Below are 25,828 nucleotides of genomic sequence, written 5' to 3'. Positions count from 1 at the left end.
GAGGGCAAACGCCATCGCCCACTCCCCATCAAACCGTCACCCACTCCACCTCAACTCGCCGCGCGTCAGCGACAGCTGCGCCGCTTCCGCGATGGCCTGCGCGCGCAGCCCGTCAATCAGCCCCGGCAAACCGGCCACTTTCTCACCGCCAATATGTCGCACAAATGCATCGAGATGGCTGTAATAGGTCTCCTGTACCCGACTGAACCAGTCCGCCCCGGCTGGCGGATGTGCTGCCCCTGATACAGGGTCGCACCGCGCACCGCCTGGCTTTCCGACGCCAGCATGCCCAGACTGCCCATCGCACTGATGCGCTCGTCATAGCCGTAAGCGGTACGACGGGCATTATCGAGCTGCGCCAGCGCGCCCTGCTGCAGGCGCATAATCAGCACCGACGTATCGACGTCAATGTCGCGGATCGCCGGCATCGCCAGCGCGGCACCGAACGCACCCACGGTGACAACTTCATCCTCAGTTAACCAGCGCAGCAGATCGAAAAAGTGGATGGCCTGGTCGCGCATCTGTCCGCCGGATGCCTGCAGATAGCTCAGCGGCGGCAGTTCAGAGGCGCGGCACACCATCTGGATGAGCTCGCTGCGCCCAATCACGCCCTGCTGCAGCTGGGCTTTCAGTTGTGCATGGCTGCGATCGAAACGGCGATTGAACCCTACCGTCACCGGCACCTGCAGCGGGGAAATGCTGGCTACCATTTCCCGGGCGCGCGGCAGCGACAAATCGATCGGTTTTTCACAGTACACCGCTTTGCCCGCCAGCACCGCCTGCTCCAGTAGCGGAGCGTGGGTCGGCGTCGCACTGGCAATCAGCACCGCATCAATGACCTCACTGCTCAGCGCCAGCTCAACGCCGAGATGGCGCGCCAAGTTTGCGGCATGCACCTGGCCAATAAATCCGCAGCCAATCAAGGCAAAACGTTGCGCACTGCGCATGATAACGCTCCTGTTGCTCACACTTCGGCATAGTCGGTCTTGTCAAAATATCGCTTTCTGGCAGGCTGCCTGAACGCGGTTTTTGATGGAATTCACTCAGATGAAAACAATGACGCTGGCCGAACTGGCTAAGCGGGTGGGCGTGGGCGTCGCCACGGTGGATCGGGTGCTGAACGACCGGGGCGGCGTGTCGCCCGCGATGACGAAAAAGATTTTACTGGCGGCGCGCGAAGCGGGTTTGAAACGCATCCTGCCGGAGGAGCACCGCCACGCATGGCAGATAGAGGCGGTAACGGTTCCTTCTTCTTTCAACAGCTGGCGCAGGATTTTGCCCGGCTGGCGGATGAGCTCGGCTATCGTCGCCTGCGGCTGCACCGCACGCTGATTCCGGAGCACACGCCCGAAAAGCTGGCGGCGCATATCGAAGCCAGCAGCAAAAAGATAGACGGGCTGATTGTTTTCGCCCATGAAAATCCGTTGATTTACGCGGCGCTTGAGGCCTGTAAAGCGCGTGGCGTACCGGTTATCACGCTGGTGGCCGATCTGCCTGATGCGCCGCGCCTATGCCATGTCGGTATTGACCAGCTGAAGACGGGACGCACCGCCGCGCTGATGCTCGGCAGCATGCTACCCGTGGCGGGTGACGTGGTGCTGGTTAGCGGTCGCGCCGATTACGCCGCGCACCGTCTGCGCATCGAAGGGTTTCAGGGCGGTGCTGGCGGAGCGCTTCCCGCATCTGCGGCTGCGGGAGATCATCGCTGGCCAGGACGAGCGCGAGCGCATCAGCCGGCTGCTGGAGAAAACGCTGGCCGCATCGCAGCACATTGTCGGCTTATACAATACCGGCATGGGCAACACGCTGATTCACGAAGCGCTGGCGCGCCACCGGCTGTGCGCCAAGGTGGTATATGTTACGCACGAACTTTACCAAACCACCCGTGAGCTGCTGGCTAAACGCGTACTGACGCTAACGCTCGATCAAAACACTCTGCGTCACGCACAACTGGCGCTGACGCTGCTGCTGCGTCATCTGGAAGAGGGTGAGCAACCAGAGACCTATCAGCCCGGCAAAGTCGACTTTATGCTGTTTACGCAAGAGAATTTTGCCTGATTCGACTTTGTCTTTTATCGCCAACGCGGTTAAATCGGCGTGATAGCGTGCTGCTACACTCAGTAGCAGCAAAAATCTTCTCACGACAAGGCGAACGCATTATGTCGGAAAATCAGTATCAGCCCGCGAAAGTCTGGACCTGGGACCCGGAAGCCAAAGGTAACGGGGCGAAGACTAACCGTCCAACCGCCGGGCCGACGCATGAGCAAACGCTGCCGGTCGGTAAGCACCCGCTGCAGCTCTATTCGCTGGGGACGCCAAACGGCCAGAAAGTGACTATTCTGCTGGAAGAGCTACTGGCGCTCGGCGTGCAGGAAGCGGAGTATGACGCTTGGCTAATCCGTATCGGCGACGGCGATCAGTTCTCCAGCGGCTTCGTTGAGGTTAACCCCAACTCAATAATTCCGGCGCTGCGCGACCACTCGATCACACCGCCACTGCGCGTGTTTGAATCCGGCAATATCCTACTCTATCTGGCGGATAAATTCGGCCACTTTATTCCCTCTGACGTGGCGGGCCGCACTGAAACCCTGAACTGGCTGTTCTGGCTGCAGGGATCCGCGCCGTACCTTGGCGGCTGTTTCGGCCACTTCTATCACTACGCGCCAGAGAAAATTGAATACGCTATTAACCGCTTCACGCTGGAAGCCAAACGTCAGCTTGATGTGCTGGATCGCCAGCTGGCGGACCACCGTTTCCTCGCCGGCGACGAATATACCATTGCCGATATCGCGACCTGGCCGTGGTACGGCAATCTGGTGCTGAATAACCAGTACGGCGGCGGCGAATTCCTCGATGTGCAGTCGTACAAAAATGTGGTGCGCTGGGCAAAAGAGATTGCCGACCGTCCGGCGGTGATCCGCGGGCGTAAAGTGAACCGGGAATTTGGCGCCGAGCCGCAGGCTCCGCTGCTGGAACGGCACGATGCGAGCGATTTTGATACCAATACTGAAGACAAGCGTCAGGCGCGAGGCGAACAATAATGGCCGCATATGTTGTCATGATTAAAGACGAAACGCTGGACAAAGATGAACTGGCCACCTGATAGGACGTGAGATATTTAAAAGGGAAACGTGCGATAAATGTGGATCTACCTGGGACAAACTGGATCTATCTGGGACGGGTGAGGTAATTAAGTTTCACATAGTGAAACAGAAATCAGTACTCAAATCGACCGATTATTGAAATCATGTTGCTGCTTGAAGTCGTATCCGGTTCAGTCAGGAGAAGAGCCTGATGGCTTTCCTGCTGTAATTACTTTTCAGTATGTGAAAGAGAAAACAGAATCAAAATCACCTGCCATTGCATCTTTCCTCAACGATAATCTAGAATCTCGTTTGCTAGTACATCGATTCTTATACTACGTGAGGAAAGTGCAATGAGTAATAACAAAGACCAGAGGCATGACCGCGTTGACTACTCTGACGACTCCAAAGGTATGGTGACGATTGTTTTCGACAAAGATACGCTTCGTAATGAGAAAACAGACTCATCTTCTAAACCAGTCACACCACCGCCATCCAGACCAGCCCGACAATAACGTTACTCTTCAGGGAGAACCCTTGCCTCTTTGAACCTGGTTCTCCTTACCTGTACCCGCGCTATCTGATCCGCAGGGACATAAGTCGCCAGTGCTCCCCAGGTTTCATGCAGTACATCACTGCATGCTTTCCAGTCTGTGCTGCCAGCCGCTTTTTCATGGGTTACATAGAGCAAAATGTCTTTTTCGTTTCCCAGAACAAAGCATCCGCATGGTTGCCCTTCAAAGTGGCCAGGTGCTTCCGACAAAAGCGTTGAGCCATTTTTCAGGTAAACATAGACTTCCGAAACATAGTAGCCACGCTGGTCAAACATCCTCTGCCAGGCAGAGTGGGTGCTGTCAGACCACGATATATCATATTTCCGCAGGAGGCCATACATCCATTTCTTGCCGTATTTGCGCCAAACCGAACCTGCAATAAAAGCAGAGATAACAGCCGGAACAGATGCTATGTAGGTGTTGAACCCCAACCACACTGCTGAATGATAAAGCCCGGCGGGTAAAAGACAAAAGACCAGGGTCGTAAACGTGATATCAACAGGCTTATGGTGCTGTTTCAAGCCAACATTGGCAATAAAATAACCGATGTAGCCAGAGGCCAGTGTTACCAGAGTTGCCCAGGGCAGATTCAGCAGCGATGCCTCTATCATTCAATCCTCCTTCGCCTCGTGTTGCCAGGACTCATTAGTGCTTTCTCGCAGAACATTCTTGTATACATATGGCAAACAGACTAGTAAACACCTTTAATGACGTTGAGGATTTTACCCTCATTGCACAACAAGTGATGAATCGAGCATATGAAATATTCTTCTATTGTCTGGTTAGCATTAACCCAATACTCACTATCTGGTGTACAGGTTATGTTTTTCTCTCCGACGTTTCACTGTGTGAAACTTAATTACCGTAACCTGTCCCAGATAGATCCAGTTTGTCCCAGGTAGATCCACATTTATCGCACGTTTCCCTTTTAAATATCTCACGTCCTATCAGCTTTGCCGGTGGCGGTCGAGCCGGTGAAGGAGATTTTCGCCACCTGCGGACTGCGGCTCAGGGCTTCACCGACGCTGGCACCGCGTCCGGTGACGATATTAAACACGCCCGCAGGCAAACCGGCGGTGTGCAGCGCCTTGGTGATCACCTGCGTCTGCAGCAGGCTGAACTCGCTGGGTTTGATCACGGCAGTACAGCCTGCGGCAATCGCAGTCGCCAGTTTGTGGCAGATAAAGCCCGCGTTGCTGTTCCATGACGTGATCAGGCCGGCAACGCCGAGCGGCAGCATCTGCACCTGCGCACGGCCTGCCTGTTGTACAAACGGATAGCGTTTCAGCTCTTCAATTACCTGCAGAATCACGTCAGCCGGATAAGCGGCTCATCCACTCGGAGCGTGCGGTGGGCGCGCCATACTCCTCAAGGATCGCCGCGCGCAGCTCGCTTTCGGCGCGGTTAACCGCATAGTACATCTGTTCCAGCAGGGTGATGCGCTGCGCCACCGTGGTCGCGGCGAAGGCGGGAAACGCCGCCTCTGCTGCCGCAATCGCGCGTTCAGCATCCTGCGCATCCGCCAGACGCGCTTTACCGATTACGCTGCCGTCGGCAGGTTTGATAATATCCAGCCATTCATCGCCGTCAGGAGTGACAAACTGGCCGTTGATATAGATGTGTTCAATCATGTGCATGGCTATGCTCCTTTGCATGTTGCGTGGCGGCAAAGTAGCACGCACCACCGGCGGCGATAATCCGCCTCCGCCTGCAAAGGGTATTGCGCGAAACGGAATAATTGATGAACCGGACAGGTCTGACTGAACTGGAAATTGTGCTGGCGGTCGCGCGGCGCGGCACCTTTAAAGCGGCGGCCAGCGAGCTGGAGATGTCGCCTTCGGCGGTGACCAATGCGGTTGCCGCGCTGGAGAAACGGCTGGGCGTGCGGCTCTTCAATCGCAAGCGCAGCTGAGGAAGCCGGCAGCGATCCGGGCGATCCGGCCGGCATGCTGCGTCTCAATGTGCCGCCCGAGAGCAGCGCGCTGTGGTACACATCGATATTGCTGCCGTTCCTGCAGCGCTATCAGCGCATTCGCGTCGATATTTACAGCCAGAAAGAGCGGGTGGATTATAGTGGCCGACGGCTTCGATGCCGGCATACGGCTGGCAGAGGACGTGCCGGGCGATATGATTGCCGTCAGGCTGACGCCGGAAATGCGCATGATTGTGGTGGCCGCGCCAGCCTACCTCGCACACGCGGGCACACCACAGACGCCAGAGGCGCTCGATCAGCATCAAACCCTGTGTATGCGCATATCGGACGGCAGCGTTTATCGCTGGGAGCTAAGCCAGCAGCAGCAGCGTTATCGGCTGCAGGGCGAGCCGCGTATGGCGGCCAGCGACATGAGCGCCATCCACCAGGCGGCGCTGGCTGGTCTGGGCATTGCCTGCATGACGGAACAGCAGGTTGCGGCGGATGTGCCGGCGGGCCGGCTGGTGCGCCTGCTGCCCGGCTGGCAGGTGCCCCTCGGTGCGCTCTGCCTTTACTATCCGGGACATCGGCTGGTACCGCCGGCACTGCGGGCGCTCACCGAATTTGTGCGTGAGCAGCGTAATGCTTCTGCCTCACCTGAAGCCGGATAATGCCCTTTATCAGGCGTTCAGTAACTTCAGTACCTGCTGCGGCAGCTGATTAGCCTGCGCCAGCAGGGCGCTGCTGGCCTGCTGCAGAATTTGCTGACGCGACAGGCTGGAGACTTCCGTGGCGTAATCCGCATCCTCGATACGGGAGCGTGATGCCGCAATTGCGGCGGTCGCGTTGCCCTGTAGCGTTTGCGCCGAGAGCAGCCGGTTGGCGACGGCGCCCAGACGGGTGCGCTGACTGTCGATTTGCCCGATGGCGCGATCCAGCGTGGCGAGCGGATCGTCCGGATGTTTCAGGCGGATCTCTGAACCGGTCTCGGCCACGCGCAGGGTCGTAAAGTTGGTGGATGCATCGGTAACTGACGACAAAGCAGCCTGAAAGTAAATCTGCACGTCACCCACGCCCTGCAGGGTTTTCAGCATCAGGTTGCCGCTGCTGTCACTGCGGACGAAGGTGGCGGTTTTATCCAGATTGCCGTTCGGCACATCCATGTAGTAATTGCCGTCGGCGTCGAGTTTCAGCACATCATTACTGCTGTTGCCATCGACATCGGTATAGCGCACATCCACATTGGCCGGATCGAGCGTGATGTAAGAGGTGCCGGTCACGCTGTTCACCGCACTGAAGCTGTTAATGCTGCTGGCGCTGGTCACGACGATGCTCAGGGCGTTACTGGTGCCATCCGAGGTCGCGCTGACAGCGGCGTTGTAATACTGGTAGTTACCGCCGCCGTTATCCACTTCCATTACATACTGCCCGCCGCTGGTGCGCAGCAGACGGCCATTGCTCACCGCGTTGCCGCTGGCATTGCTGAAGCTGAGGCTGGCGGTGCTGGTGTCGATCGCCGGCGTGTCGGTCACCGTGGTCGGCAGGGTCGCGAAATTGCTGTCGGATTTGGCGGCACCGCTGGTCATGCGTGCCGTTACTGCGCCGCTGCTGCCAAAGCTGAGCGTGGCCGGATACCAGCTGTTGTTCTGCTCAATATAATACTGGCCATTATCCTGCGTTAACGTGGCTGCGGGCGTGGTGCTCAGCGCGCTGCCGCTGCTGTCCTGAAAATTAACCGCCGGGATAGCGCGCGACGCAATGCTGCTGACGTTGCTGTACCGCGGCGCCGGGTTGCTGCGGCCGATCGAGACGTTACCGGCAGCCGTGGCGGTGTCCCAGCGCGCACTGACGGCGGCCAGATAATAATGTCGTGACGCTTGTTGCGAAAGCCCGTCGAAAGATGCACCATTTCAACCGCGGTCGGCAGTTCCCGTTCTCCTGATGTGGCACAAAATAGCTGGAGAGGTAGCGCTGCTAAAGATAACGAATAAACCTATACCTGATAAATGTTTTACCCGGCAGCAACGCAATAAACACGTTGCTGTGCAAGAAGCGTTGGGGATAACCAGCTGATAAATCACTGAACTCTGCGGAGTGCAGCGCCCCCTCTTTGCGCCTGAAAATGCACCAAAAAGAATTTCAGCACGCTGGTCGCTGTAAGCCAGGGGCGGTAGCTTGCGGTTTTTACCCTTTAAATCACCAGATAAACCTGACCTCAATATATAGCGAAATTCTTATCTGGCGCCAGCGAAAAATAGCCTTATTCCGGCGGTCATATTTTGCTGAGGAAACTCTGAAAACAGCGGTGTATTAATGTTAAGCAGGATGAAAGTATGGGCCGTTAAACGTTAAGCATTAACGGTTCAGTATCGATTTTTATTTCGTCACGGCGGGTTTAACTCCCGATAAATTATGTTTTGAGGTCATATGCTAACTCCCGTTAACGACGTGCTGATTAGCGTCATTGTGCCGGAGTATAACGCCGCAGCTTATCTGGAAAGATGCATCGACAGCCTGCAGCAGCAGGATGAGGTTCGCTTTGAGGCCATTTTTATTAATGACGGCTCCAGCGATGACTCGCTGGCGATCCTGCAGCGCTACGCGGGTTATCCGCAGTTCCACCTTATCAGCCAGGCCAACGCGGGCGTCTCGGCGGCGCGCAACCGGGGCATTCGCGCCTCGCGTGGCCGGCTGCTGTGTTTTTTAGACGCCGATGACTTCCTGCCGCCCCAGGCCTTCTCGACGTATTTGCGGCTGATGAGTAACGAAACGGCGATGGTGGTGGGCGAGTCACAACACTTCAACCCGGACGGCGCACCGCTGGATTTTCCCGCCAACCGTGAACAGGCGCACGCGCTGTCGGTGTCGGCGGCGATTAACGATCTGCTCTATTACCACCCGCGCCACGGTATCTGCGACAAGGTGTTTCGCGGCGATGTCATTCGTCAGCACCGGCTGCGGTTCAATGAAGAGATCGCCAATTTCGAAGACCTGCTGTTTGTCATGAACTACCTGCATCTGCAGCAGGATCGCTAGGTAGTGATGACGCAGCGGGTGGTTTATCACTACGTCAAATCCACGCACTCCGCCACGCGTTCGGCGCTGCGGGAAAAACATTTATCTTTTGCCCGCTCGTTCAGCGGCATGAAAGCATTTTTATCGAGCCAGCATTATCGCTGCTATTACCACCTCTATTTAAAAGTCACGGCGTCTTACATCCACAAAGGGCTGCACAGCGACAGTCTGAGCCGCGCCTTTATTGATGAATACATCACGCTCTATCGCCGAAGTTTCCGCAGCTGATGCTCCGCCGGACCGCTATTTAATCCGTGGAGCCTGTATTTTGCGCTGTTTTTCATTAGCCCGCGCCTGGTCTCACGGCTGCGCCGGCTGGCAGAGAAATAATCGCACCGGAGGCGTTGTGAAAGACAAATTAAAAAACTCCATGTGGACGATTGCCGAAAAGCTGATTGCGGTATTCGGCCTGATTTTTGTTACCTCCTACGTGGCGAAATACGTCGGGCCCACCACCTTCGGCATTATCTCCATCGCCATGCTGGTATTTCAGTTTATTCAGACCATCGCACTGATGGGCAGCGATGTGATTCTGCTGAAACGCATCGCGCAGAATCATCACTCCGGCCTGCGCCTGATGATGGCGACCTTCCTGCTGGTGCTGTATTGCGTGCTGTCGATTGTCGGCATGGCGATTATGGAAGAGGAGTGGAGCGCCGACGCGCTGGTCTTTATCTGCGCGGCAGCCATTGCCTGCCTGTTCTCATCCATTGACCTGATCAATATTTACAATGAAGCGATGCTCAACGCGCGCCTCAATGTGATTGCCAACGTCATCGGTCTGGCGATCAGCCTGACGGTGCGCTTTCTGATCTCCTATTACCAGCTGGAACCGGCTTATCTGGCGATCCCGATTGTGCTCGCCACCTTTATTCCTTTCACCATCAAGTTAACGCTGTTTCTGCTGTATGAGCGGCGTGCACCGCTTCCGGCGCTGCGCCACGTGAACAAAGTATTCGCGCTACATGCTGGTGTCCGGCATGTCGCTCATCTTCTCAGCGATTGCCGTTGCGCTTCATACCCGCGTCAACCAAATCAGCGTCTCTTATTTTCTCGGCGTGAAAGAGGCGGGCATTTTTTCCGTGGCGCTGACGCTGTCGACCGCCTGGGTATTTTTATCCAGTGCGCTACTGGCGTCGTTTTATCCGGCGTTTTTTGCCGAGCGTAATGACCAGCAGGCGATCGTCAAAGCGCAGAAACTGCATCTGCTGGTGATTGGCGTTTCCGCTGCGGTAATTGTAGCGATCTGGCTGCTGTCGGGCTGGTTTATTCGTGACTTCTACGGTGAGCAATATCTTGATGCGGTCGCGCCGACGTTATTACTCAGCCTCGGTGCGATGTGCGCGGTGCTGAGCAGCGTAATGGATCGCTTCATCATTAAATATAACGGCTACCGCTATCTGGTGAAGAAAACCTTCGTGGTATTAGTGATTTGCCTGCTGTCGTCGCTGCTGCTGGTGCCGCATTTCGGCTTAACCGGTGTCGCCATGAGCGTGGTATTAACCGAGTTTTTATCGTTCTCCCTGCTGAATTATTTTTTCCCGGCGCAGCCGGTCATGCGTATTCATCTGATCTTTTTCAACCCCAGGAAACTATGGCAGCTCTTTAGCACTATCAAAACCTCAGACAGTAAAGAGAGTTTATCATGAATGAAAAAACGCTATTTAGTATTATCATTCCCGTCTATAACGCGCAAAACACTATCCGGCGTACGCTGCAAAGCGTATTAAATCAAACCTTCAGTAGCTATGAAATTATTGTTGTCAACGATGACAGTCGCGATAACAGTGCACAGATTTTGCAGGAATTTGCTCACTATCCGCAGGTTACGGTGCTTAATCAAATTAACGCGGGCGTCAGTGCGGCACGCAATAGCGGGCTGCAGCAGGCCAGCGGGGAATATGTTCTGTTTCTCGATGCGGATGACTGGGTTGACGATAATTTCCTGATGAGTTTCAAACTCAATCTCAATGCCTGGCCGGCCAATCGGTGGACTTAATGGTTGGCAACCTCAACGACAACCGTATCGGCAAACTCTCGCAGGCGGGATTCTTCAGCCAGCAAGATATTCCTTACGTGCTGGGCGAGCTGGAGATGAGCGACAACATTGGCTATCTACATAATAAATGTTATCGCCGCCAGATTATTGACGATCTCCATCTGCGCTTCATGGAAGGCGTCTCAATGAGTGAAGACCTGCTGTTTAACCTGAAGTATTTCAGCTGCGTCAGTAATTTCCTGATCACCCCAGGCGCGGCTTATCATTATGAGGATGTGGCGGGATCGCTGTCGAAACGTAAAGTGCAGTACAGCGAACTGAAAGTGCGTAAACAGTCGCTTACCGATTTGTACGATTCCATTGTGGAAAAGTACGCGTCCGGTAATCTCGACCATTTTTTAAAAGCGATCTCGAAACGCGTGCTGGCACTGGATATGCAGATTGTCACCGCCATGTATCACGCCTCGTTTTCACCTGCCGATATTGCGCAGGAAATTAATCAAATCAAGCGCGGAAAATATTCTAAAGGTATTTTTACGCTGCTGAATAAAAATGAAAAATTGAAGTACATGATTATTAATTTGAATACTATCACAGCGTACTATTTCCTTTATGCCCTCTACAGAATGCGGGCGTTCTGATTTTCAATTCTCCCGGCGTTATCCTCTGGCGACGTGCTGCGTTGCCCGAGGCTAGCTGCCGGGGGAGTTCCCTCCTCAGCGCTCTGCTGCTGGCAATACCCCCGCACTTCATTCTCCCGCTAACGTCCACTTCGCTCTGTGTCTTGCACTCCTGACGCTTCTCAGGTCAAATAGCGCCCCAGGCAATCGATTGCGTGCGTGTTTCGTGCGTTATTGTTGCTTTTATCGCCATCTCGCGCATTTTTACCGCCTTTGTGATGCATGTCTTGCGTTGCGGCAATCCACGCCGGGCAAAAACGGGTAGCATAGGCGCGTTTTGTGAAGCGACCGCACGCTGCAGGCCGCCGCGAATTTTTGGCCGTCGTTCCGGCTGCATTTGAGACAATTTTGGAGAGACAGATGGATAACTCACAAACCGGTACCCTCGGTACGGTGGAGGCGGCAGCAACCGGCTGGCGCAAGAGTGATACGGTGTGGATGCTGGGCCTGTACGGCACCGCGATTGGCGCAGGGGTGCTGTTTCTACCGATTAACGCCGGCGCGGGCGGGCTGATTCCATTACTCATCATGGCGATTCTCGCTTTCCCGATGACCTTCTTTGCGCACCGTGCGCTGACGCGCTTTGTGCTCTCCGGCAAAAATCCTGGCGCGGATATCACTGACGTAGTGGAAGAGCATTTCGGTGTCGGCGCCGGTAAGCTCATCACGCTGCTCTACTTCTTTGCCATCTACCCGATCCTGCTGATGTACAGCGTGGCGATCACCAATACTGTGTACAAGCTTTATTGTGCACCAGCTCGGGCTGGTATCGCCGCGTGCGCTGCTGTCGCTTATTTTGATCGCTGGCATGATGACGGTGGTGCGCTTCGGCGAGCAGATGATTGTCAAAGCGATGAGCGTGCTGGTGTTTCCGTTTGTGGCGGTACTGATGCTGCTTGGCTGCGTAGCTGGTGCCGCACTGGCACGGCACGGCGCTGGAGACCTTATCGTTTGCGCAAAGCGGCAGCGACAGCAGTATCTGGATGACGCTGTGGCTGGCGATTTCGGTGATGGTGTTCTCCTTTAATCATTCGCCGATTATCTCGTCTTTTGCCGTGGCGAAACGCGCCGAGTACGGGGCCGACGCTGAGAAGAAGTGTTCACGCATTCTGGCCGGCGCCCATCTGATGATGGTGGTGACCGTGATGTTCTTTGTGTTCAGCTGCGTGCTGAGCCTGTCGCCCGCCGATTTACAGGCAGGAAAGGCGCAGAACATCACCATTCTGTCCTATCTGGCTAACCACTTTAACGTGCCGATGATTGCCTGGATGGGGCCGATTGTCGCCATCGTGGCGATCACCAAATCGTTCCTCGGCCACTATCTGGGCGCGCGTGAAGGCTTTAACGGCATGGTGGCGAAGTCACTGCGCAGCCGTGGCAAAACCATCACGCCGCAGAAAATGAATCGCCTGACCACGCTGTTTATGCTGCTGACCACTTGGCTGGTTGCCACTCTGAACCCGAGCATTCTCGGCATGATTGAGACGCTGGGCGGGCCGGTGATCGCGATGATTCTGTTCCTGATGCCGATGTACGCTATTCACAAAGTCCCGGCGATGCGCCAGTACAGCGGCAAAATCAGCAACCTGTTTGTGATGCTGGTGGGGATTCTGGCGATTTCATCCATCGCTTATTCGCTGATGAATTAAGAGAAGGGCGCGGTGCGCCGAACCCTATGCGCACCGCCATGACAACGCCAGCGACACTGAACGGCCCCGTCTGACGGATGCAGAACGGGGCTACCTGCGTTAAACCGCGGCGGTTTTAAACACGCTCATCGACTGCGCCAGACGATCGGCCTGCTCCTGCAGCGCCTGAGACGCAGCGGAAGCTTCCTGCACCAGCGCGGCGTTCTGCTGCGTCACCGCTTCCATCTGCATAATGGCCTGATTGATATCACTGATGCCGCTGCTCTGTTCGCTGCTGGCGATAGTGATTTCGCTCATGATCTCCGCCACGCAGCTTACGCTGTTGACCACTTCACCAATGGTTGAACCGGCGTGCGTCACCAGACGGCTACCTTCATCCACCTTCGCCACCGAGCCTTCAATCAGCACTTTGATCTCTTTCGCCGCGGAGGCAGAACGCTGCGCCAGGTTACGCACTTCGGTGGCGACGACGGCAAATCCGCGACCCTGTTCACCGGCGCGCGCCGCTTCGACCGCCGCGTTGAGCGACAGAATGTTGGTCTGGAAGGCGATAGAGTCAATCACGCTGATGATGTCGACAATCTTCTTCGAGGAGAGGGCAATCGCCTCCATCTTCACAATCACCTGCTCCATTACTTCACCGCCTTCTTTGGCGACGCCGGAGGTTTTTTCGCCACCAGCGAGTTGGCTTCGCGCGCATTGTCGGCGTTGTGCTTCACGGTAGCGGTCATCTGCTCCATCGCGGACACCGTCTCTTCCAGCGAGCTGGCCTGCTGTTCAGTGCGCGAAGAGAGATCAATGTTGCCGCTGGAGATCTGGTTGGACGCCACGGCGATGGTGTCGGATCCGGCGCGCACGTCGGAAACAATGGTCAGCAGGTTATCGTTCATCGCCTGCAGGGCCTGCATCAGCGCGCCCGTTTCATCTTTGCTGCGTATTTCAATGCGCGAGCTGAGATCGCCGGCGGCCACTTTGCTGGCGATGGTCACCGCTTCATTCAGCGGATGCACAATCGAACGGGTCAGCAGCCAGCCCATCACCACGGCAGCGAGAATGGCGAGCGCGGAGAACACCAGCGTGACTTCAATCGCCGTGGTGCCATCGTCGATAATGCCGGCGCCTTCCTGCTGGTGCGAGGACTGGGAATCAGCAAACGCCACCGCCAGGTCGAGGTAGGCATCCTGCACGGCGGTAATTTTTTTCAGCACGTAGTAGCTGGCGTCATCGGCTTTACCGGCACGCACCAGATCCAGCACCTCATTTTTCTGCTGTTCAAACTGCTGACTGGCAGCCAGCAGGCTGGCAATTTTCTTCTTGCCCACGGCGGTAATCTGAATCGCTTCGATCTTCTTCATCGCCGCGTTGGTGCGGGCGGTGGCGTCTGCCAGCTGCTGAAAGCGCTGCACGTTGAACTGCGGCCGGGTGGTATCGATGACGATGCCGCGCAGGTATTTGATCTGATCGTTGACGCCATCGCGCACGTCAAAGCCGAGCCGCACTTTTACATAGCGATCTTCCACAATCGAGGTAATGCCGCTCTTGATGTTGTTGATCTTCATGATTGAGGTGATACCAATCACCACCAGTAGTGCCACCACTAAACCAAAGGCGATGCCCAAGCGGACGCCGACCTTCATATTCTTTAAGCTCAACATTGGATCTCCCCGCAATGCCAAAATGCGGTTGTGTTAAAACGGAAACGCAGACGACGGGCCTGCAATATGTCGATGATGTGTAAAGGAACGATTTTTTGCCGTTGCGGCGAGACGGGTCTGGCGCCAACAGCGCAGGCGCTAAAGTTATCGGTTGCTAATGTTTTAACTTTAATTTTTTAGGGTTTTGTCACAAAACGGTTAAGAGGGCTTAAGGTTGATTAATCACTGGTCGTAATTAGGTGGCGTCACGACATATGCCGGTGCGCAAAATTGCGCACCTAACAAAAACGCGCAGAGATTGTAGGGTCACCATTCATGGTGACCGGGACGGGTAACGGAAAGGCATAACGCATTAAATTGCGCCCCTGCAAAAAAACGCGCAGAGACTGTAGAATCACCATTCATGGTGACCAGGGACGATTAACTGATCAGCAATACGTAATAAATACGCCGTTACGGTAATGCAGCGGATGGCGAGCGGGCATAAAAAAGGCGCGAACATCGCGCCTGAGGGGATGATCGGGGTAAGCGCTTAGCGCTTCTTCTCCAGCACGCGATAAATCACGCTGGAAACCTCGTTGATTTCAAACTTAGCGACGTAACCGTCAGCGCCCACTTTGCGCACGTGATCTTCGTTGGCGCTGCCGGACAGCGAGGAGTGAATCACCACCGGAATCTGCCGCAGCGCGTCGTCGCGCTTGATGTTGCGCGTCAGGGTAAAGCCGTCCATCTCCGGCATTTCGAGGTCGGTCAGCACCAGCGCGATTTTGTCGTGAATCGACTCGCCGTTAGCCTGTGCTTCTTTCTGCATCTCGCTGATTTTAATCCACGCTTCAAGCCCGGTATTGTGCATGATGGCCGGAATGCCCATGCTTTTCAGCCCCTGTTCCAGCAACTGACGCGCCACTTTGGCGTCTTCAGCAACAATCGCTACCTGGCCGGGTTTAAGGTTGAAATTCTTCGCCGTCTCTTCGCTCGGCTCGACGCCACGCACCGACGGAATGATGTCATACAGAATCTGCTCGACGTCGAGCACCAGTGCCAGATTGTTGCTCTGACCGTCGGTGTCCAGAAAGGCGATGCTGGTGATGTTACGGCTGCCGATGCCCGCTTCCGCCGTGTGCACCTGATTCCATTCGAGACGCACAATGTTCTCCACCGATTCCACGGCAAATGCTTGGGTGCTGCGCGCGTATTCGGTTACCAGCTGCAGGTTGAGGCCGGTTTCCGGTTTACAGCCGGTTACTGCCGGCAGCGCGGGTAATCGTCGGCATCGGCACAATTTCACACAGTTTAAATACGTTGATGCCGTACAGCTCAGACTTGCCTTTCAGCCGATCGGAACCCAGCCGGAACAGCAGCAGTTCGAATTTGTTAGAAAGCGCAAGGTTGGCCCGTTCATCGATCTCTTTCTGAAAATTATCCATTGTGGCCTCGGGGCAGAATCTCGGCGGAGTAAAGGGCAGGGCAATAGCGCCATGATTAACTTATCGGCAGCGGAGGAAAAAAATGAAGGGAAGGGCGATGAAAATTTAGCGTAAGGGCGATCGCCTTCATGCTCACGACAGTTACTTCAGCAGAATCGCGCGCACGCTTTTGCCTTTGATCTTGCCCTCTTTCAGCTTGATCAGCGCTTTTTTCGCCTGCGCGGCGTCGATGGCGACATACGCATGGGTCGGGGTGAGATCGATTTTACCGATCTGATCGCCGCTGAAACCGGCTTCACCGGTCAGGGCGCCCAGAATATCGCCGGGACGCATCTTGGCTTTACGCCCACCGTCAATGCACAGCGTCATCATTGCCGCCGGCAGCGGCTGTGTGCCTTTGCCTTTCAGCGTGCTGGCCGGCTGCCAGTTGAGCTTCTGCTGCAGGTAATCTTCCAGCGCATGGGCGCGCACCATTTCGTCGGCCGCCACAAAGCTGACCGCCAGCCCCTGTTCGCCGGCGCGGCCGGTACGGCCAATGCGGTGAATGTGCACTTCCGGATCCCACGCCAGCTGGAAGTTAACCACCAGCGCCAGCGATTTAATGTCGAGGCCGCGCGCGGCGGCGTCGGTGGCGATCAGCACGCGTTCGCGATCGCGCTGATCTGGCGCTCGTTGAGCGCGGCCGCAATTTCATCGCATTCCCGTTTGGTGTTACAGAACACCACGCAGGAAGCCGGTTGCTTCTGGCTGAGCAGAGCGCTGAGCAGGTTGATACGCTCGCTGGCGCTGGCTTCAATAAACTGCTGCTCAATCGCCGGCAGTTCCGACTGCGCTTCGGTCGCCACTGCCAGCGCATCGCGCTGAAAGCGCTGACTCAGGCTGGCAATGGTATCGGGCCAGGTGGCGGAGAACAGCAGCGTCTGACGTGAATCCGGCGTAAAGCCAATGATGGCTTCCATATCGTCGCCGAAACCCATCTCCAGCATGCGATCGGCTTCGTCCAGCACCAGGCTCTGCAACTGACTCAAATCGAGATTGTCACGCTTGAGATGATCGAGGATGCGCCCCGGCGTGCCGACTACAATATGCGGAGCATGCACCAGCGAATCGCGCTGCGCGCTCATTGGCTGGCCGCCGCACAGCGTCAGGATCTTGATGTTGCGGGTAAAGCGCGCCAGCTGACGCAGCACGTTGCTGACCTGGTCGGCCAGTTCGCGCGTCGGGCACAGCACCAGCGCCTGCGTATGAAAACGCCCGCTGTCGATGCGGTTCAGCACACCGATACCGAAGGCGGCGGTTTTGCCGCTGCCGGTTTGCGCCTGCGCCCGCACATCGCGTCCGCTTAAGGATGGCTGGCAGGGAAGCGGCCTGAATCGGCGTCATGGCGTCGAAGCCCATCTCGCGCAGGTTGTAGAGCTGGCTGGCAGGCAGTTGCGTCAGGGTAGAAAAAGCAGTCACAGGAGCATCTCAGGTAGTAGCAGGAATAGCGGCGGCCAGTCTGGCAGAAAGGCGGGCTATCGGCAACGGCAATTACGGCAATAATCACGCGATGAAATTAGTCAGTCGTTGCGCTTTGTCATGGCAATGATGGGGGGCAACTATCGCAAAGTTTTAATGAATGTTCCGAATTTCACACGAGGCAGCACGAACGGTAAAAACGCTTTTTCGAGGGAAAAAATGATATTAGCGGCAGGTAAGCGGCATATCGCGGCATATCGCGGCATGTTACGGCTATTTTCAGTAAGATTTCGCTTATATGTTACCTGTTATGCGGAAAATCTGAGTAAAAATCCTAACCGCTTTGCTTTATATTTAGCGCGCCATTTGGCAATTAATAATTACTTCAGAGGTCACCTCATTGAGTCACTATGTCCAGGGACAAAACGAAGATGTTCTGAAAATCGTCGGCCGCGCCGTGCTAACGCTGCATCTGCATGGAGAGACGTTATCCTCCGATAAAGTCAGCTCCATGATTGCCTGTTATGCGGAAGAAGAGCCTGTTAATGACGATGAGCACCAGCGCCTGTATGCGCTGGCGATTCAGATGTTGTCTTAAATCCAGCATTATCATCGGGCTTGCCGCGCCGGTGTCACCTTCCAAAGCCTCCTGCGGGAGGCTTTTTTCTGGCCGGGTTTGGCGTGCTGGTGCTGGCTGCGATGCGCCTTCAGGCGCTGAATACCGGCGTGCCGCGCTGGAACGTAGCGCGCACCGGCGCGATGCGCGCCACCGCTTCCGCCGAGCAGCTGGCGTCGACCAGCATCATACTGGCTTCATCCTGCAGCTGCGGCCACTGGCGCTCACCGTCATTGGCGAGCGGCAAAATGCCGCCGGTGGCGATATGCAGCGCGCGGCTCAGGCCAAACTCATCCGAACCGCGATACAGCTGGGCATACAGATTGGCTTTCTCCAGCATGCTGCCGGTGCCGAACGGCGACCAGTGATCGATCACGCTGTCGGTGCCGGTCATCACCGTCACGCCCGCTGCCTGCAGCTGCGGCAATGGCATCGTCAGCTTGCCAATCGGAATCGTTGACGCCACGCTCATCTGCTGTTCGGCCATGCCGGCGATAATCTCATCCAGCGCCTTACCTTCCAGCGTGGCGAGCGCGAAACCGTGGCTCAGCGTCACTTTGCCTTTCAGCTGCGGGTTACGGGCGATGGTAGCGATCATGTACTGTATCGCCGCCACGCCGGCTGCGCTGGTCTCATGCAGATGAATGTCCACGCCGCGATCGTAGTCGAGCGCGATGCGGAACATCGCATCAAGCGAAGCCTGCATGGCACCATCCACGTTGGTGGGATCCAGCCCACCGACATACTGCACGCCGAGCTGCATCGCCTCGCGCATCAGGCCATCGACCTGGGAATGCAGCAAACCATGCTGCGGAAAGGCGACGATCTCACAGCGAAACGCCGGATGGTTGGCCAGCGCCAGCTGCAGATGTTCGAGGCTTTTCAGGCCACTGACTGGATGATGTTGCAGTGGCTGCGCGCTTCGGTGCTGCCTTTACTTTGCAGCAGGCCAATCAGCGCTTCGGCGCGCGCCTGCGAGGTTGGCAGCAGCTGGGGAATCAGCACCTGCTCGCGCGCAATCATATCCATGATGGTCTTGCCCTGCCGCGGGCGCGGTGCCTGCCACGGTCCGCCGTAGAAGGTTTTATCCAGATGGATGTGCATGTCCCGCGTGCGCGGCAGCAGCAGCGCACCGCTGGCATCCCACTGCGGCAGGGCCGGCTGCCGCGCCTGACCGGCGGCGCGGATGGCGCTGAACTTGCCTTCTTTAATGGTGATGTCGTACAGCGCGGTGCGGGTGGCGACAATCTCCGCACCGTCGCGCTCAAATCCCTCTTCGAGGCGCACATTCAGCAGCTGATAGTGCGCGACGGCAGGCGGCGGTGTGGACGAGACCGGTTGCGTGTCGGGACGGGCGGCGGTGCTCATGCCAGCCATCATCAGGCTGCCTGCGGCAGTAAGGCGCACGCCGTGGCTGAGGAAATCACGTCGGCTGGAAGCGGTGAGAGGCATCGGAAACTCCATGCAAAAGGAAAAAACCTAATCTGGCAAAACCGACGCCGCCGCGCTGCGATATTTCCCACTGTCTGGCAGTGGAAAAATCACTGCCACTGTAGCTGGCAGAATTGCACCAGCGCAGCGGCCAGTGCCTGCTGCAGCGCATCCAGCGTCTGACACATCTCTTCGCGATACAGCCCCTGCTGCGGGAACACCACCAGCGACAGCGGCGTCTGGTCAAAGCAGGGATGTTCTGCACTGTCCAGCCATAGCAGCGGCTCGGGCCGGGCGGCCAGCGGGCGATCGCCGCCCGGCTGCTTGATCAGCATCAGATCCAGCTCTTCGCGCTGCCATGCGCGATGCAGATCGACGTACATGCCGCTCATCACGTCAAGACGCAGCTGCGGATGCTGTCGGCTGAATCCGGCCAGCAGGCTGGCGGTCGGGGCGGCAAAATCCTCCGGCATGCCAATGCGCACAATGCCGTCGCGCCACTTATCGCTCAGCACATCGTGCGCTTCACCGTTGAGGGCGATGATGCGCCGCGCGTAGCCGAGCAATTTTTCTCCCTCTTCGGTCAGCGCCACCTGATGCGAGGTGCGCTGTAACAGCGCTTTACCCACCATCTCTTCCAGTCGCCGCACCTGCTGACTGACCGTCGACTGCGACAGATGCACGCGCTCGGCGGCGCGGGTAAAGCTGGCGGTGTCGCACACCGCCACAAAGCTCAATAGCTGCTGCGGCGTAAACATTGGCTGACGATTCATTTATCCACTGCCCATAATGGTGTTATTTCATTTCCAAATAGTACTGTCTGCTGCGATGCTGACAACTTTTCACTGCAGGATGGGTTATGAACCGACATGCCAATACGTTAACGCTGGCTGCGCTGGTGCTGGCCGGGCTGAACATGCGCCCGCTGCTGACCTCGGTCAGTCCACTGCTGAGCCAGCTGCGCCACAGCCTGCATCTGTCAGGGCTGGCCGCCTCGCTGCTACCGGCGGTGCCGATGGTGATGATGGGCGCGGTGGCGCTGTTCAGCGCCACGCTGATGCAGCGCGTCGCCTTAAAGCCCTTACTGCTGGCTGGGCTGACGCTGTTGCTGCTGGCGGCGCGCGGCGTGATCGACAGCGGCAGCGGGCTGGTGCTCAGCGCGCTGTTTGCCGGAATCGGCGTCGGCGTGGTGCAGATGGCGATGCCGGGACTGATTCGTCAGCGTTTTAGCCGGCGCAGCGCTGCGGTTACCAGGCTGTGGGCGGGCGCGCAGCTTGGCGTACCGCTGGCGCTCAGCAGCTGGGCGCTGCCGGTGCTGCTGGCTATCCTGCTGTGGCTACTGGTGCGCGTGCCTGCCGCGCCGGATGCCGCGCAGGTAACGCTGCCGCCGCTGTGGCGTAAGCCGCGCGCCTGGTCGCTGGCGCTGAGCTTTGGCTTGGTCAACGGCGGCTATGCCACCTGCGTTGCCTGGCTGCCGGATGCGTATCACCGGCTGGGCTGGTCGGCGCAGGCCGGCGGCTCGCTGCTGGGCGTGATGATTCTGAGCCAGGTTGCCGGCGCGCTGCTGATGCCGCTGCTGGCGCGCCGTGCCGATCGCCGTCCGCAGCTGATTGTCAATCTGCTGTGTCAGCTGGCCGGGATGAGCGGGTTTCTTTTTGCGCCGCTGCTGGCTCCGTGGCTGTGGGCGGCTATCGCCGGTTTCGGTCTCGGTGCCGCGTTCCCGCTGGCGATGGTGCTGGCGCTCGATCATCTGCCGCAGCCGCAGGCAGGCGCGCGGCTGGTGGCCTTCATGCAGGGCGCAGGATTCATCATCGCTGGCTGCATGCCGTTTATTGCCGGTCAGTTGCAGGTGCTTACCCACAGCTTTGTCAGCGTATGGCTGATGCAGGGCATCGTGACGCTGGGGCTGATCGGGCTCAATCTGCGTTTTCATCCGCGCAGCTATGCGCGCGCCTTTAGTGCGGCAGCACGCTGATTGGTCCTACCAATGTTGCAGAAATGTAGCCACATGGTCACATAACACGAAAAATCACGCCTGCCGCGTTGCTTTGGGTTAACAATGCATTAACTATCTGGAGCCAGAAAGCCCGTCAGCCGCAATGTGGTCCTACTAATTGTGGTCCGGAACCGGGCAACAATCTGCGGCGCACTCCTGCTTTTGCCGATGCGCCGCATCCCTCTGGTGACCTCTGGAGAAACGGCATGCAGGTGTGGCAACAAAACTACGATCCGCTCAACAATTTGTGGCTATCCAGCCTGGTGGCGGTTCCCGATTGTTTTTTTCTTCTTCGCGCTGATTAAGCTCAAGCTGAAGGGCTATCAGGCCGGTACGATCACCGTGGTGCTGGCGCTGTTGGTAGCGCTGTTGCTGTACGGCATGCCGGTGCCCCAATCGCTGGCGTCGGTGGCGTATGGTTTTTTATACGGCCTGTGGCCGATTGCCTGAATCATCGTGGCGGCGGTATTTGTCTACAAGATCTCGGAGGAAACCGGCCAGTTCGATATCATTCGCGCCTCCATTCTCTCCATCACGCCAGACCAGCGTTTGCAGATGCTGATCGTTGGCTTCTCGTTTGGCGCGTTTTTAGAGGGTGCGGCAGGCTTTGGGGCACCGGTGGCGATCACCGCAGCGCTACTGGTCGGGCTGGGCTTTAATCCGCTCTATGCCGCAGGCCTGTGCCTGATCGTCAACACTGCGCCGGTGGCGTTCGGCGCGATGGGGATTCCGATCATCGTCGCCGGTCAGGTCACCGGGCTGGACAGCTTCCAGATTGGCCAGATGGCGGGACGCCAGCTGCCGTTTCTCACCCTCATCGTGCTGTTCTGGATCATGGCGATCATGGATGACTGGCGCGGCATCAAAGAGACCTGGCCAGCGGTGATGGTGGCCGGCGGTTCGTTTGCCATCGCCCAGTACCTCAGCTCTAACTTCCTTGGCCCGGAGCTGCCGGACATCATTTCGTCGCTGGCTTCGCTGATCTGCCTGACACTGTTTCTGCGCCGCTGGCAGCCGGTGCGCATCTTCCGCTTTGAACAGCCCGCGCCAGAGGCTGCGCCCTCAGGGACGCAACGCTACACGCTGGCGCAGATTGTGCGTGCCTGGATGCTGTTCCTTACCGCGACCGTTACGCTGTGGAGTATTCCGCCCTTTAAAGCGCTGTTCGCTAAAGGCGGCGCGCTGTATGACTGGGTGTTTAGCGTACCAGTGCCGCTGCTGCACGAGCTGGTGGCACGCATGCCGCCGGTGGTGAGCGCAGCAACGCCGTATGCGGCGCTGTTCAAATTTGACTTGGTCTCCGCCACCGGCACTGCGATTCTGCTGGCGGCGGTGATCTCGGTGCTCTTCCTGCGCATGAAGCCGGCGGCAGCGCTGCGCACCTTTGGCGAAACCCTGAAGGAGCTGGCGCTGCCGATCTATTCCATCGGCATGGTGCTGGCCTTTGCGTTTATCTCTAACTACTCCGTGCTGTCGGCCACGCTGGCCCTGGCGCTGGCGCACACCGGCCAGGCCTTCACCTTCTTCTCGCCGTTCCTCGGCTGGCTGGGCGTCTTTCTGACCGGCTCCGATACCTCTTCCAACGCGCTGTTCGCCGCACTGCAGGCGACCACCGCGCAGCAGATTGGTGTGTCGGATGTGCTGCTGGTGGCCGCCAATACCACCGGTGGCGTCACCGGTAAAATGATTTCGCCCAGTCGATCGCCATCGCCTGCGCCGCCGTGGGGCTGGTGGGGCGCGAGTCCGATCTGTTCCGGTTTACCGTTAAACACAGCCTGATTTTTACCTGTATGGTCGGCGTGATCACCACGCTGCAGGCGTATGTCTTTACTTGGATGATTCCATGACTGAACCCACACCGCGGCTGGCGGATACGCTGCGCGCGCGTCTTAGCGCCTAGATTGAAGAGCATCAGCTGAAACCCGGCATGCGTTTACCCTCGGAGCGTGCGCTGGCCGCCCGCTTCGGCGCTTCGCGCTCGTCGGTGCGTGAGGCCATCCAGCAGCTGATCAGCAGTGGCGTGCTGATCAGTAAACGCGGCGGCGGCACTTGGCTGTGCGAGCCATAGGAGCCGTGGTCAGAACAGCGCATCGTCGAGCCGATTCGCCAGCTGCTGGCCGCCGATTCTGACTACCGCTGGGATATTCTTGAAGCGCGCCACGCGATTGAGGCCAGCACCGCCTGGCACGCCGCGCAGCGCGCCACCGAGGCGTATAAAGAGCGGCTGCGCTATGCCTTTGACGCGCTGATACAAATGAACGACTGCGACGATCCCGAACTGGCCGCGCAGGCGGATCTGCGCTTCCACCTCGCCATTGCCGAAGCCTCGCATAATCTGGTGCTGCTGCAGACCATGCGCGGATTTTTCGATCTGCTGCAATCCTCCGTGCTGCACAGCCGCCAGCGTATGTACACCCAGCCGGTGATCTTTAACCAGCTCAACGCCCAGCATCAGGCGATGTTCGATGCGGTGATGGCGGGCGACGCCGACGCGGTGAAGGGCGACATCACCATTCTGGCCGACAGCGGCATTCGTAACGGGCTGGATGTGGTGCGCATGATCGCGCTGGGGGCTGACAGCGTGCTGCTGGGACGCGCGTTTATCTATGCGCTGGCGACGCACGGCCAGCGCGGCGTGGAGAATCTGCTGAGTCTGGTTGAGAAAGAGATGAGGGTGGCGATGACGCTGACCGGCGCGAAAACCATTGCGGACATCACCCAGGATTCGCTGGTGCAGGCGAATGCGCTGCTGAGCGAAGCCGGACGCAGCCCGGCGCGCCCGCACGCGGTGCGCTAAGCCAGGCAAAGCGCCAAGCCTTGTCTATACTGAATAGCTGTCTGACTAACAGGAGGAATGACATGACCATTCATAAAAAAGGATCGGCCCATTGGGAAGGCGACATCAAAGGCAAAGGCACGGTAAGCACTGAAAGCGGGGTGCTCAACAACCAGCCATACGGTTTTAACACCCGTTTTGAAGGCGAAAAGGGCATCAATCCGGAAGAGCTGATTGGCGCGGCACACGCCGCCTGCTTCTCAATGGCGCTGTCGCTGATGCTGGGCTAGGCCGGTCATCCACCGAAAAGCATCGACACCACCGCCGATGTTTCACTGGACAAAAAGGGCGACGGCTTCGCCATCACTAAAATTGCCCTCAACAGCACCATTGCGCTGCTGGGCATCGATGATGCCAAATTCGATGAAATCATTCAGAAAGCCAAAGCCGGCTGCCCGGTGTCTCAGGTGCTGAATGCCGAAATCACCCTCGACTCTATACGCTGAATAATTAATCGCCCTGACGGGTGACCAGCGGTAGACTATGCGATGCGCCTGCGGGCGCATCGTTGCTTTCTGCTGTCTGGAGGAAACGTGGCAAAAAACTGGCTGCGACAAAACACTGGAAGATGATTGTGGTGTTGCTGTGCATCTGCGGCGCGCTGATGCTGATTCGCTGGGCGGCGATGATATGGGGCTAAAGGATTGGGTATGCCGCCACAAGCTCGGGGTGCTGGTGATGATTATTCTGGTGCTGGAACTGGTGCACTACCTGCTGACGGCCTCGTGGCTGCCGTGGCAGTTCTGACGCCTCAGGCATATTCGCCGTCATGCTCATGCTGGCGCAGATTGCGCACGCTGCTGCGCGCAATGCGGTAGGCCTTGCGCGGATCGCCCGCGACAAATTCAAAGGTGGGCGAATAGTAAAACGGCAGCCAGCCGCCGAAGCCGCTCTCCCACTCCCAGCGCATCGGACAGGGCCAGAGAATGCCGTCATACAAAATGTAATAAACCCAGCGTCCGTTGGGACGACGGGGGCGAGTTTTTTTCATGGGATTCACAACTGTAATAGTGTAAAGCAGCTTATATTTTGAACGCTGCGGGTCCAGGTTGCAATGCCGTCTGGCTGTTTTTTATGCAATTGATGACGCACTGGCATCGAATTAACGGTGCACTTCCCCACAAAGCAGCACCACGTTCGGCCGGACTTTATGGATGCGATCGGCCATCTGTTCGCAGGCCACTTTCGTGGGATAAATCCGCTCCGACACCGGCAGGGCATCACAGGCATCGTGGCCGCAGGCGCTCACTAACAAGACAAAACCAATCAACATAGCCGACTCCTTCTGCACCATTCCCGTGGTACGGAATGCGTGGCTGTGTGTTCCTTTCTTTGATCCAGTATAGCTAAACGCCTCAGGCGTCAATGAACAGCCTGAGCGGCTTTTTTGTCCGAACAGCATGATGATAACCAGCGCCGCGCCCATTAGCAGCACAATCTGGGCTAAACTGTGCGGC

Annotated in this window: 16 protein-coding genes and 13 pseudogenes; 18 read left to right on the top strand and 11 right to left on the bottom strand. The window is 57.3% G+C overall.

Features of this window, described 5'->3' with window-relative positions; genetic code table 11:
• Positions 1 to 36: 36 nt before the first annotated feature.
• Positions 37 to 947 (bottom strand): annotated as a pseudogene (locus AC6I8M_RS03440) (Gfo/Idh/MocA family protein).
• A 100-nt stretch (positions 948 to 1,047) separates the two neighbouring features.
• Here AC6I8M_RS03440 and AC6I8M_RS03435 point away from each other — a divergent pair.
• Positions 1,048 to 2,058 (top strand): annotated as a pseudogene (locus AC6I8M_RS03435) (LacI family DNA-binding transcriptional regulator).
• Between the two features lie 101 nt (positions 2,059 to 2,159).
• A complete protein-coding gene (gene yghU, locus AC6I8M_RS03430; protein ID WP_010615572.1) occupies positions 2,160 to 3,041 on the top strand; it encodes a glutathione-dependent disulfide-bond oxidoreductase in 882 nt (293 codons plus the stop codon).
• A 559-nt stretch (positions 3,042 to 3,600) separates the two neighbouring features.
• Here the strand turns inward: yghU and AC6I8M_RS03425 are convergent.
• Complete coding sequence (locus AC6I8M_RS03425) at positions 3,601 to 4,248, bottom strand: hypothetical protein (RefSeq protein WP_022547328.1); 648 nt, start codon at positions 4,246 to 4,248, stop codon at positions 3,601 to 3,603.
• A 338-nt stretch (positions 4,249 to 4,586) separates the two neighbouring features.
• Positions 4,587 to 5,274, bottom strand: a pseudogene (locus AC6I8M_RS03420) (aldehyde dehydrogenase family protein); the annotation flags it as partial.
• A 104-nt stretch (positions 5,275 to 5,378) separates the two neighbouring features.
• Here AC6I8M_RS03420 and AC6I8M_RS03415 point away from each other — a divergent pair.
• Positions 5,379 to 6,220 (top strand): annotated as a pseudogene (locus tag AC6I8M_RS03415) (LysR family transcriptional regulator).
• Between the two features lie 9 nt (positions 6,221 to 6,229).
• On the opposite strand, the gene AC6I8M_RS03410 reads toward AC6I8M_RS03415, so the two are convergent.
• On the bottom strand, positions 6,230 to 7,135 hold the full coding sequence (locus tag AC6I8M_RS03410) for a flagellin (protein WP_010618159.1): 906 nt from the start codon (positions 7,133 to 7,135) through the stop codon (positions 6,230 to 6,232).
• Between the two features lie 841 nt (positions 7,136 to 7,976).
• On the opposite strand from AC6I8M_RS03410, the gene AC6I8M_RS03405 reads away from it, so the two are divergent.
• The 7 genes and pseudogenes from AC6I8M_RS03405 to AC6I8M_RS03375 all read left to right on the top strand — a co-directional run bounded on the left by AC6I8M_RS03405 (position 7,977) and on the right by AC6I8M_RS03375 (position 12,952).
• Positions 7,977 to 8,585 (top strand): glycosyltransferase family 2 protein, encoded by a 609-nt coding sequence (locus tag AC6I8M_RS03405; RefSeq protein ID WP_022549016.1) that lies wholly within the window; start codon positions 7,977 to 7,979, stop codon positions 8,583 to 8,585.
• 3 nt (positions 8,586 to 8,588) lie between these two features.
• The gene (locus AC6I8M_RS03400) at positions 8,589 to 8,852 is read left to right on the top strand and encodes a hypothetical protein (protein WP_022549017.1); all 264 of its coding nucleotides are present in this window, start codon (positions 8,589 to 8,591) and stop codon (positions 8,850 to 8,852) included.
• A 118-nt stretch (positions 8,853 to 8,970) separates the two neighbouring features.
• Positions 8,971 to 9,792 carry an MATE family efflux transporter gene (locus tag AC6I8M_RS03395; protein ID WP_022549018.1) on the top strand — a complete coding sequence of 274 codons (822 nt, stop codon included), beginning with the start codon at positions 8,971 to 8,973 and terminating at the stop codon, positions 9,790 to 9,792.
• Complete coding sequence (locus AC6I8M_RS03390; protein ID WP_318285136.1) at positions 9,707 to 10,273, top strand: MATE family efflux transporter; 567 nt, start codon at positions 9,707 to 9,709, stop codon at positions 10,271 to 10,273. The genes AC6I8M_RS03395 and AC6I8M_RS03390 overlap by 86 nt, the downstream gene beginning before the upstream one ends.
• Positions 10,270 to 10,623, top strand: a complete 354-nt coding sequence (locus tag AC6I8M_RS03385; RefSeq protein ID WP_022549020.1) for a glycosyltransferase family 2 protein — start codon at positions 10,270 to 10,272, stop codon at positions 10,621 to 10,623. The genes AC6I8M_RS03390 and AC6I8M_RS03385 overlap by 4 nt, the downstream gene beginning before the upstream one ends.
• Complete coding sequence (locus AC6I8M_RS03380) at positions 10,614 to 11,264, top strand: hypothetical protein (RefSeq protein WP_318285137.1); 651 nt, start codon at positions 10,614 to 10,616, stop codon at positions 11,262 to 11,264. The genes AC6I8M_RS03385 and AC6I8M_RS03380 overlap by 10 nt, the downstream gene beginning before the upstream one ends.
• A gap of 399 nt (positions 11,265 to 11,663) precedes the next feature.
• Positions 11,664 to 12,952, top strand: a pseudogene (locus tag AC6I8M_RS03375) (HAAAP family serine/threonine permease).
• A 99-nt stretch (positions 12,953 to 13,051) separates the two neighbouring features.
• Here AC6I8M_RS03375 and AC6I8M_RS03370 read toward each other — a convergent pair.
• The 3 pseudogenes from AC6I8M_RS03370 to dbpA form a co-directional block, all read right to left on the bottom strand.
• Positions 13,052 to 14,607: pseudogene (locus tag AC6I8M_RS03370) on the bottom strand (methyl-accepting chemotaxis protein).
• Between the two features lie 532 nt (positions 14,608 to 15,139).
• Positions 15,140 to 16,034: pseudogene (locus AC6I8M_RS03365) on the bottom strand (chemotaxis protein).
• 141 nt (positions 16,035 to 16,175) lie between these two features.
• A pseudogene (gene dbpA, locus AC6I8M_RS03360) lies at positions 16,176 to 17,492 on the bottom strand (ATP-dependent RNA helicase DbpA).
• Positions 17,493 to 17,892: 400 nt separating this feature from the next.
• On the opposite strand from dbpA, the gene AC6I8M_RS03355 reads away from it, so the two are divergent.
• Positions 17,893 to 18,090 carry a hypothetical protein gene (locus AC6I8M_RS03355; RefSeq protein ID WP_010618157.1) on the top strand — a complete coding sequence of 66 codons (198 nt, stop codon included), beginning with the start codon at positions 17,893 to 17,895 and terminating at the stop codon, positions 18,088 to 18,090.
• Positions 18,091 to 18,199: 109 nt separating this feature from the next.
• On the opposite strand, the pseudogene AC6I8M_RS03350 reads toward AC6I8M_RS03355, so the two are convergent.
• Together AC6I8M_RS03350 and AC6I8M_RS03345 are read right to left on the bottom strand one after the other, a co-directional pair.
• Positions 18,200 to 19,560: pseudogene (locus AC6I8M_RS03350) on the bottom strand (amidohydrolase family protein).
• Positions 19,561 to 19,649: 89 nt separating this feature from the next.
• The gene (locus tag AC6I8M_RS03345; protein WP_498013668.1) at positions 19,650 to 20,312 is read right to left on the bottom strand and encodes a LysR family transcriptional regulator; all 663 of its coding nucleotides are present in this window, start codon (positions 20,310 to 20,312) and stop codon (positions 19,650 to 19,652) included.
• An 86-nt stretch (positions 20,313 to 20,398) separates the two neighbouring features.
• On the opposite strand from AC6I8M_RS03345, the gene AC6I8M_RS03340 reads away from it, so the two are divergent.
• The 7 genes and pseudogenes from AC6I8M_RS03340 to yniD all read left to right on the top strand — a co-directional run bounded on the left by AC6I8M_RS03340 (position 20,399) and on the right by yniD (position 25,011).
• Complete coding sequence (locus tag AC6I8M_RS03340; RefSeq protein WP_010618155.1) at positions 20,399 to 21,514, top strand: cyanate transporter; 1,116 nt, start codon at positions 20,399 to 20,401, stop codon at positions 21,512 to 21,514.
• Between the two features lie 227 nt (positions 21,515 to 21,741).
• A pseudogene (lldP, locus tag AC6I8M_RS03335) lies at positions 21,742 to 23,382 on the top strand (L-lactate permease).
• 53 nt (positions 23,383 to 23,435) lie between these two features.
• Complete coding sequence (locus AC6I8M_RS03330; protein ID WP_318285141.1) at positions 23,436 to 23,603, top strand: GntR family transcriptional regulator; 168 nt, start codon at positions 23,436 to 23,438, stop codon at positions 23,601 to 23,603.
• 21 nt (positions 23,604 to 23,624) lie between these two features.
• A pseudogene (locus AC6I8M_RS03325) lies at positions 23,625 to 23,972 on the top strand (FCD domain-containing protein); the annotation flags it as partial.
• Between the two features lie 48 nt (positions 23,973 to 24,020).
• Positions 24,021 to 24,332, top strand: a pseudogene (locus tag AC6I8M_RS03320) (alpha-hydroxy-acid oxidizing protein); the annotation flags it as partial.
• Positions 24,333 to 24,394: 62 nt separating this feature from the next.
• Positions 24,395 to 24,825, top strand: a pseudogene (locus tag AC6I8M_RS03315) (OsmC family protein).
• 90 nt (positions 24,826 to 24,915) lie between these two features.
• Positions 24,916 to 25,011 carry a small membrane protein YniD gene (yniD, locus tag AC6I8M_RS03310; protein ID WP_225608399.1) on the top strand — a complete coding sequence of 32 codons (96 nt, stop codon included), beginning with the start codon at positions 24,916 to 24,918 and terminating at the stop codon, positions 25,009 to 25,011.
• Between the two features lie 111 nt (positions 25,012 to 25,122).
• Here the strand turns inward: yniD and AC6I8M_RS03305 are convergent, their stop codons facing one another.
• Positions 25,123 to 25,362, bottom strand: coding sequence for a hypothetical protein (locus AC6I8M_RS03305; protein WP_022549035.1), 240 nt, complete (start codon positions 25,360 to 25,362; stop codon positions 25,123 to 25,125).
• 111 nt (positions 25,363 to 25,473) lie between these two features.
• Positions 25,474 to 25,797, bottom strand: coding sequence for a hypothetical protein (locus tag AC6I8M_RS03300; RefSeq protein WP_153005937.1), 324 nt, complete (start codon positions 25,795 to 25,797; stop codon positions 25,474 to 25,476).
• Positions 25,798 to 25,828 lie beyond the last annotated feature (31 nt).

The sequence above is a fragment of the Type-A symbiont of Plautia stali genome (assembly GCF_059731155.1).
The sequence above is the reverse complement of the archived record's forward strand: the minus strand, read 5'-3'. Positions and strand labels throughout refer to the sequence as shown.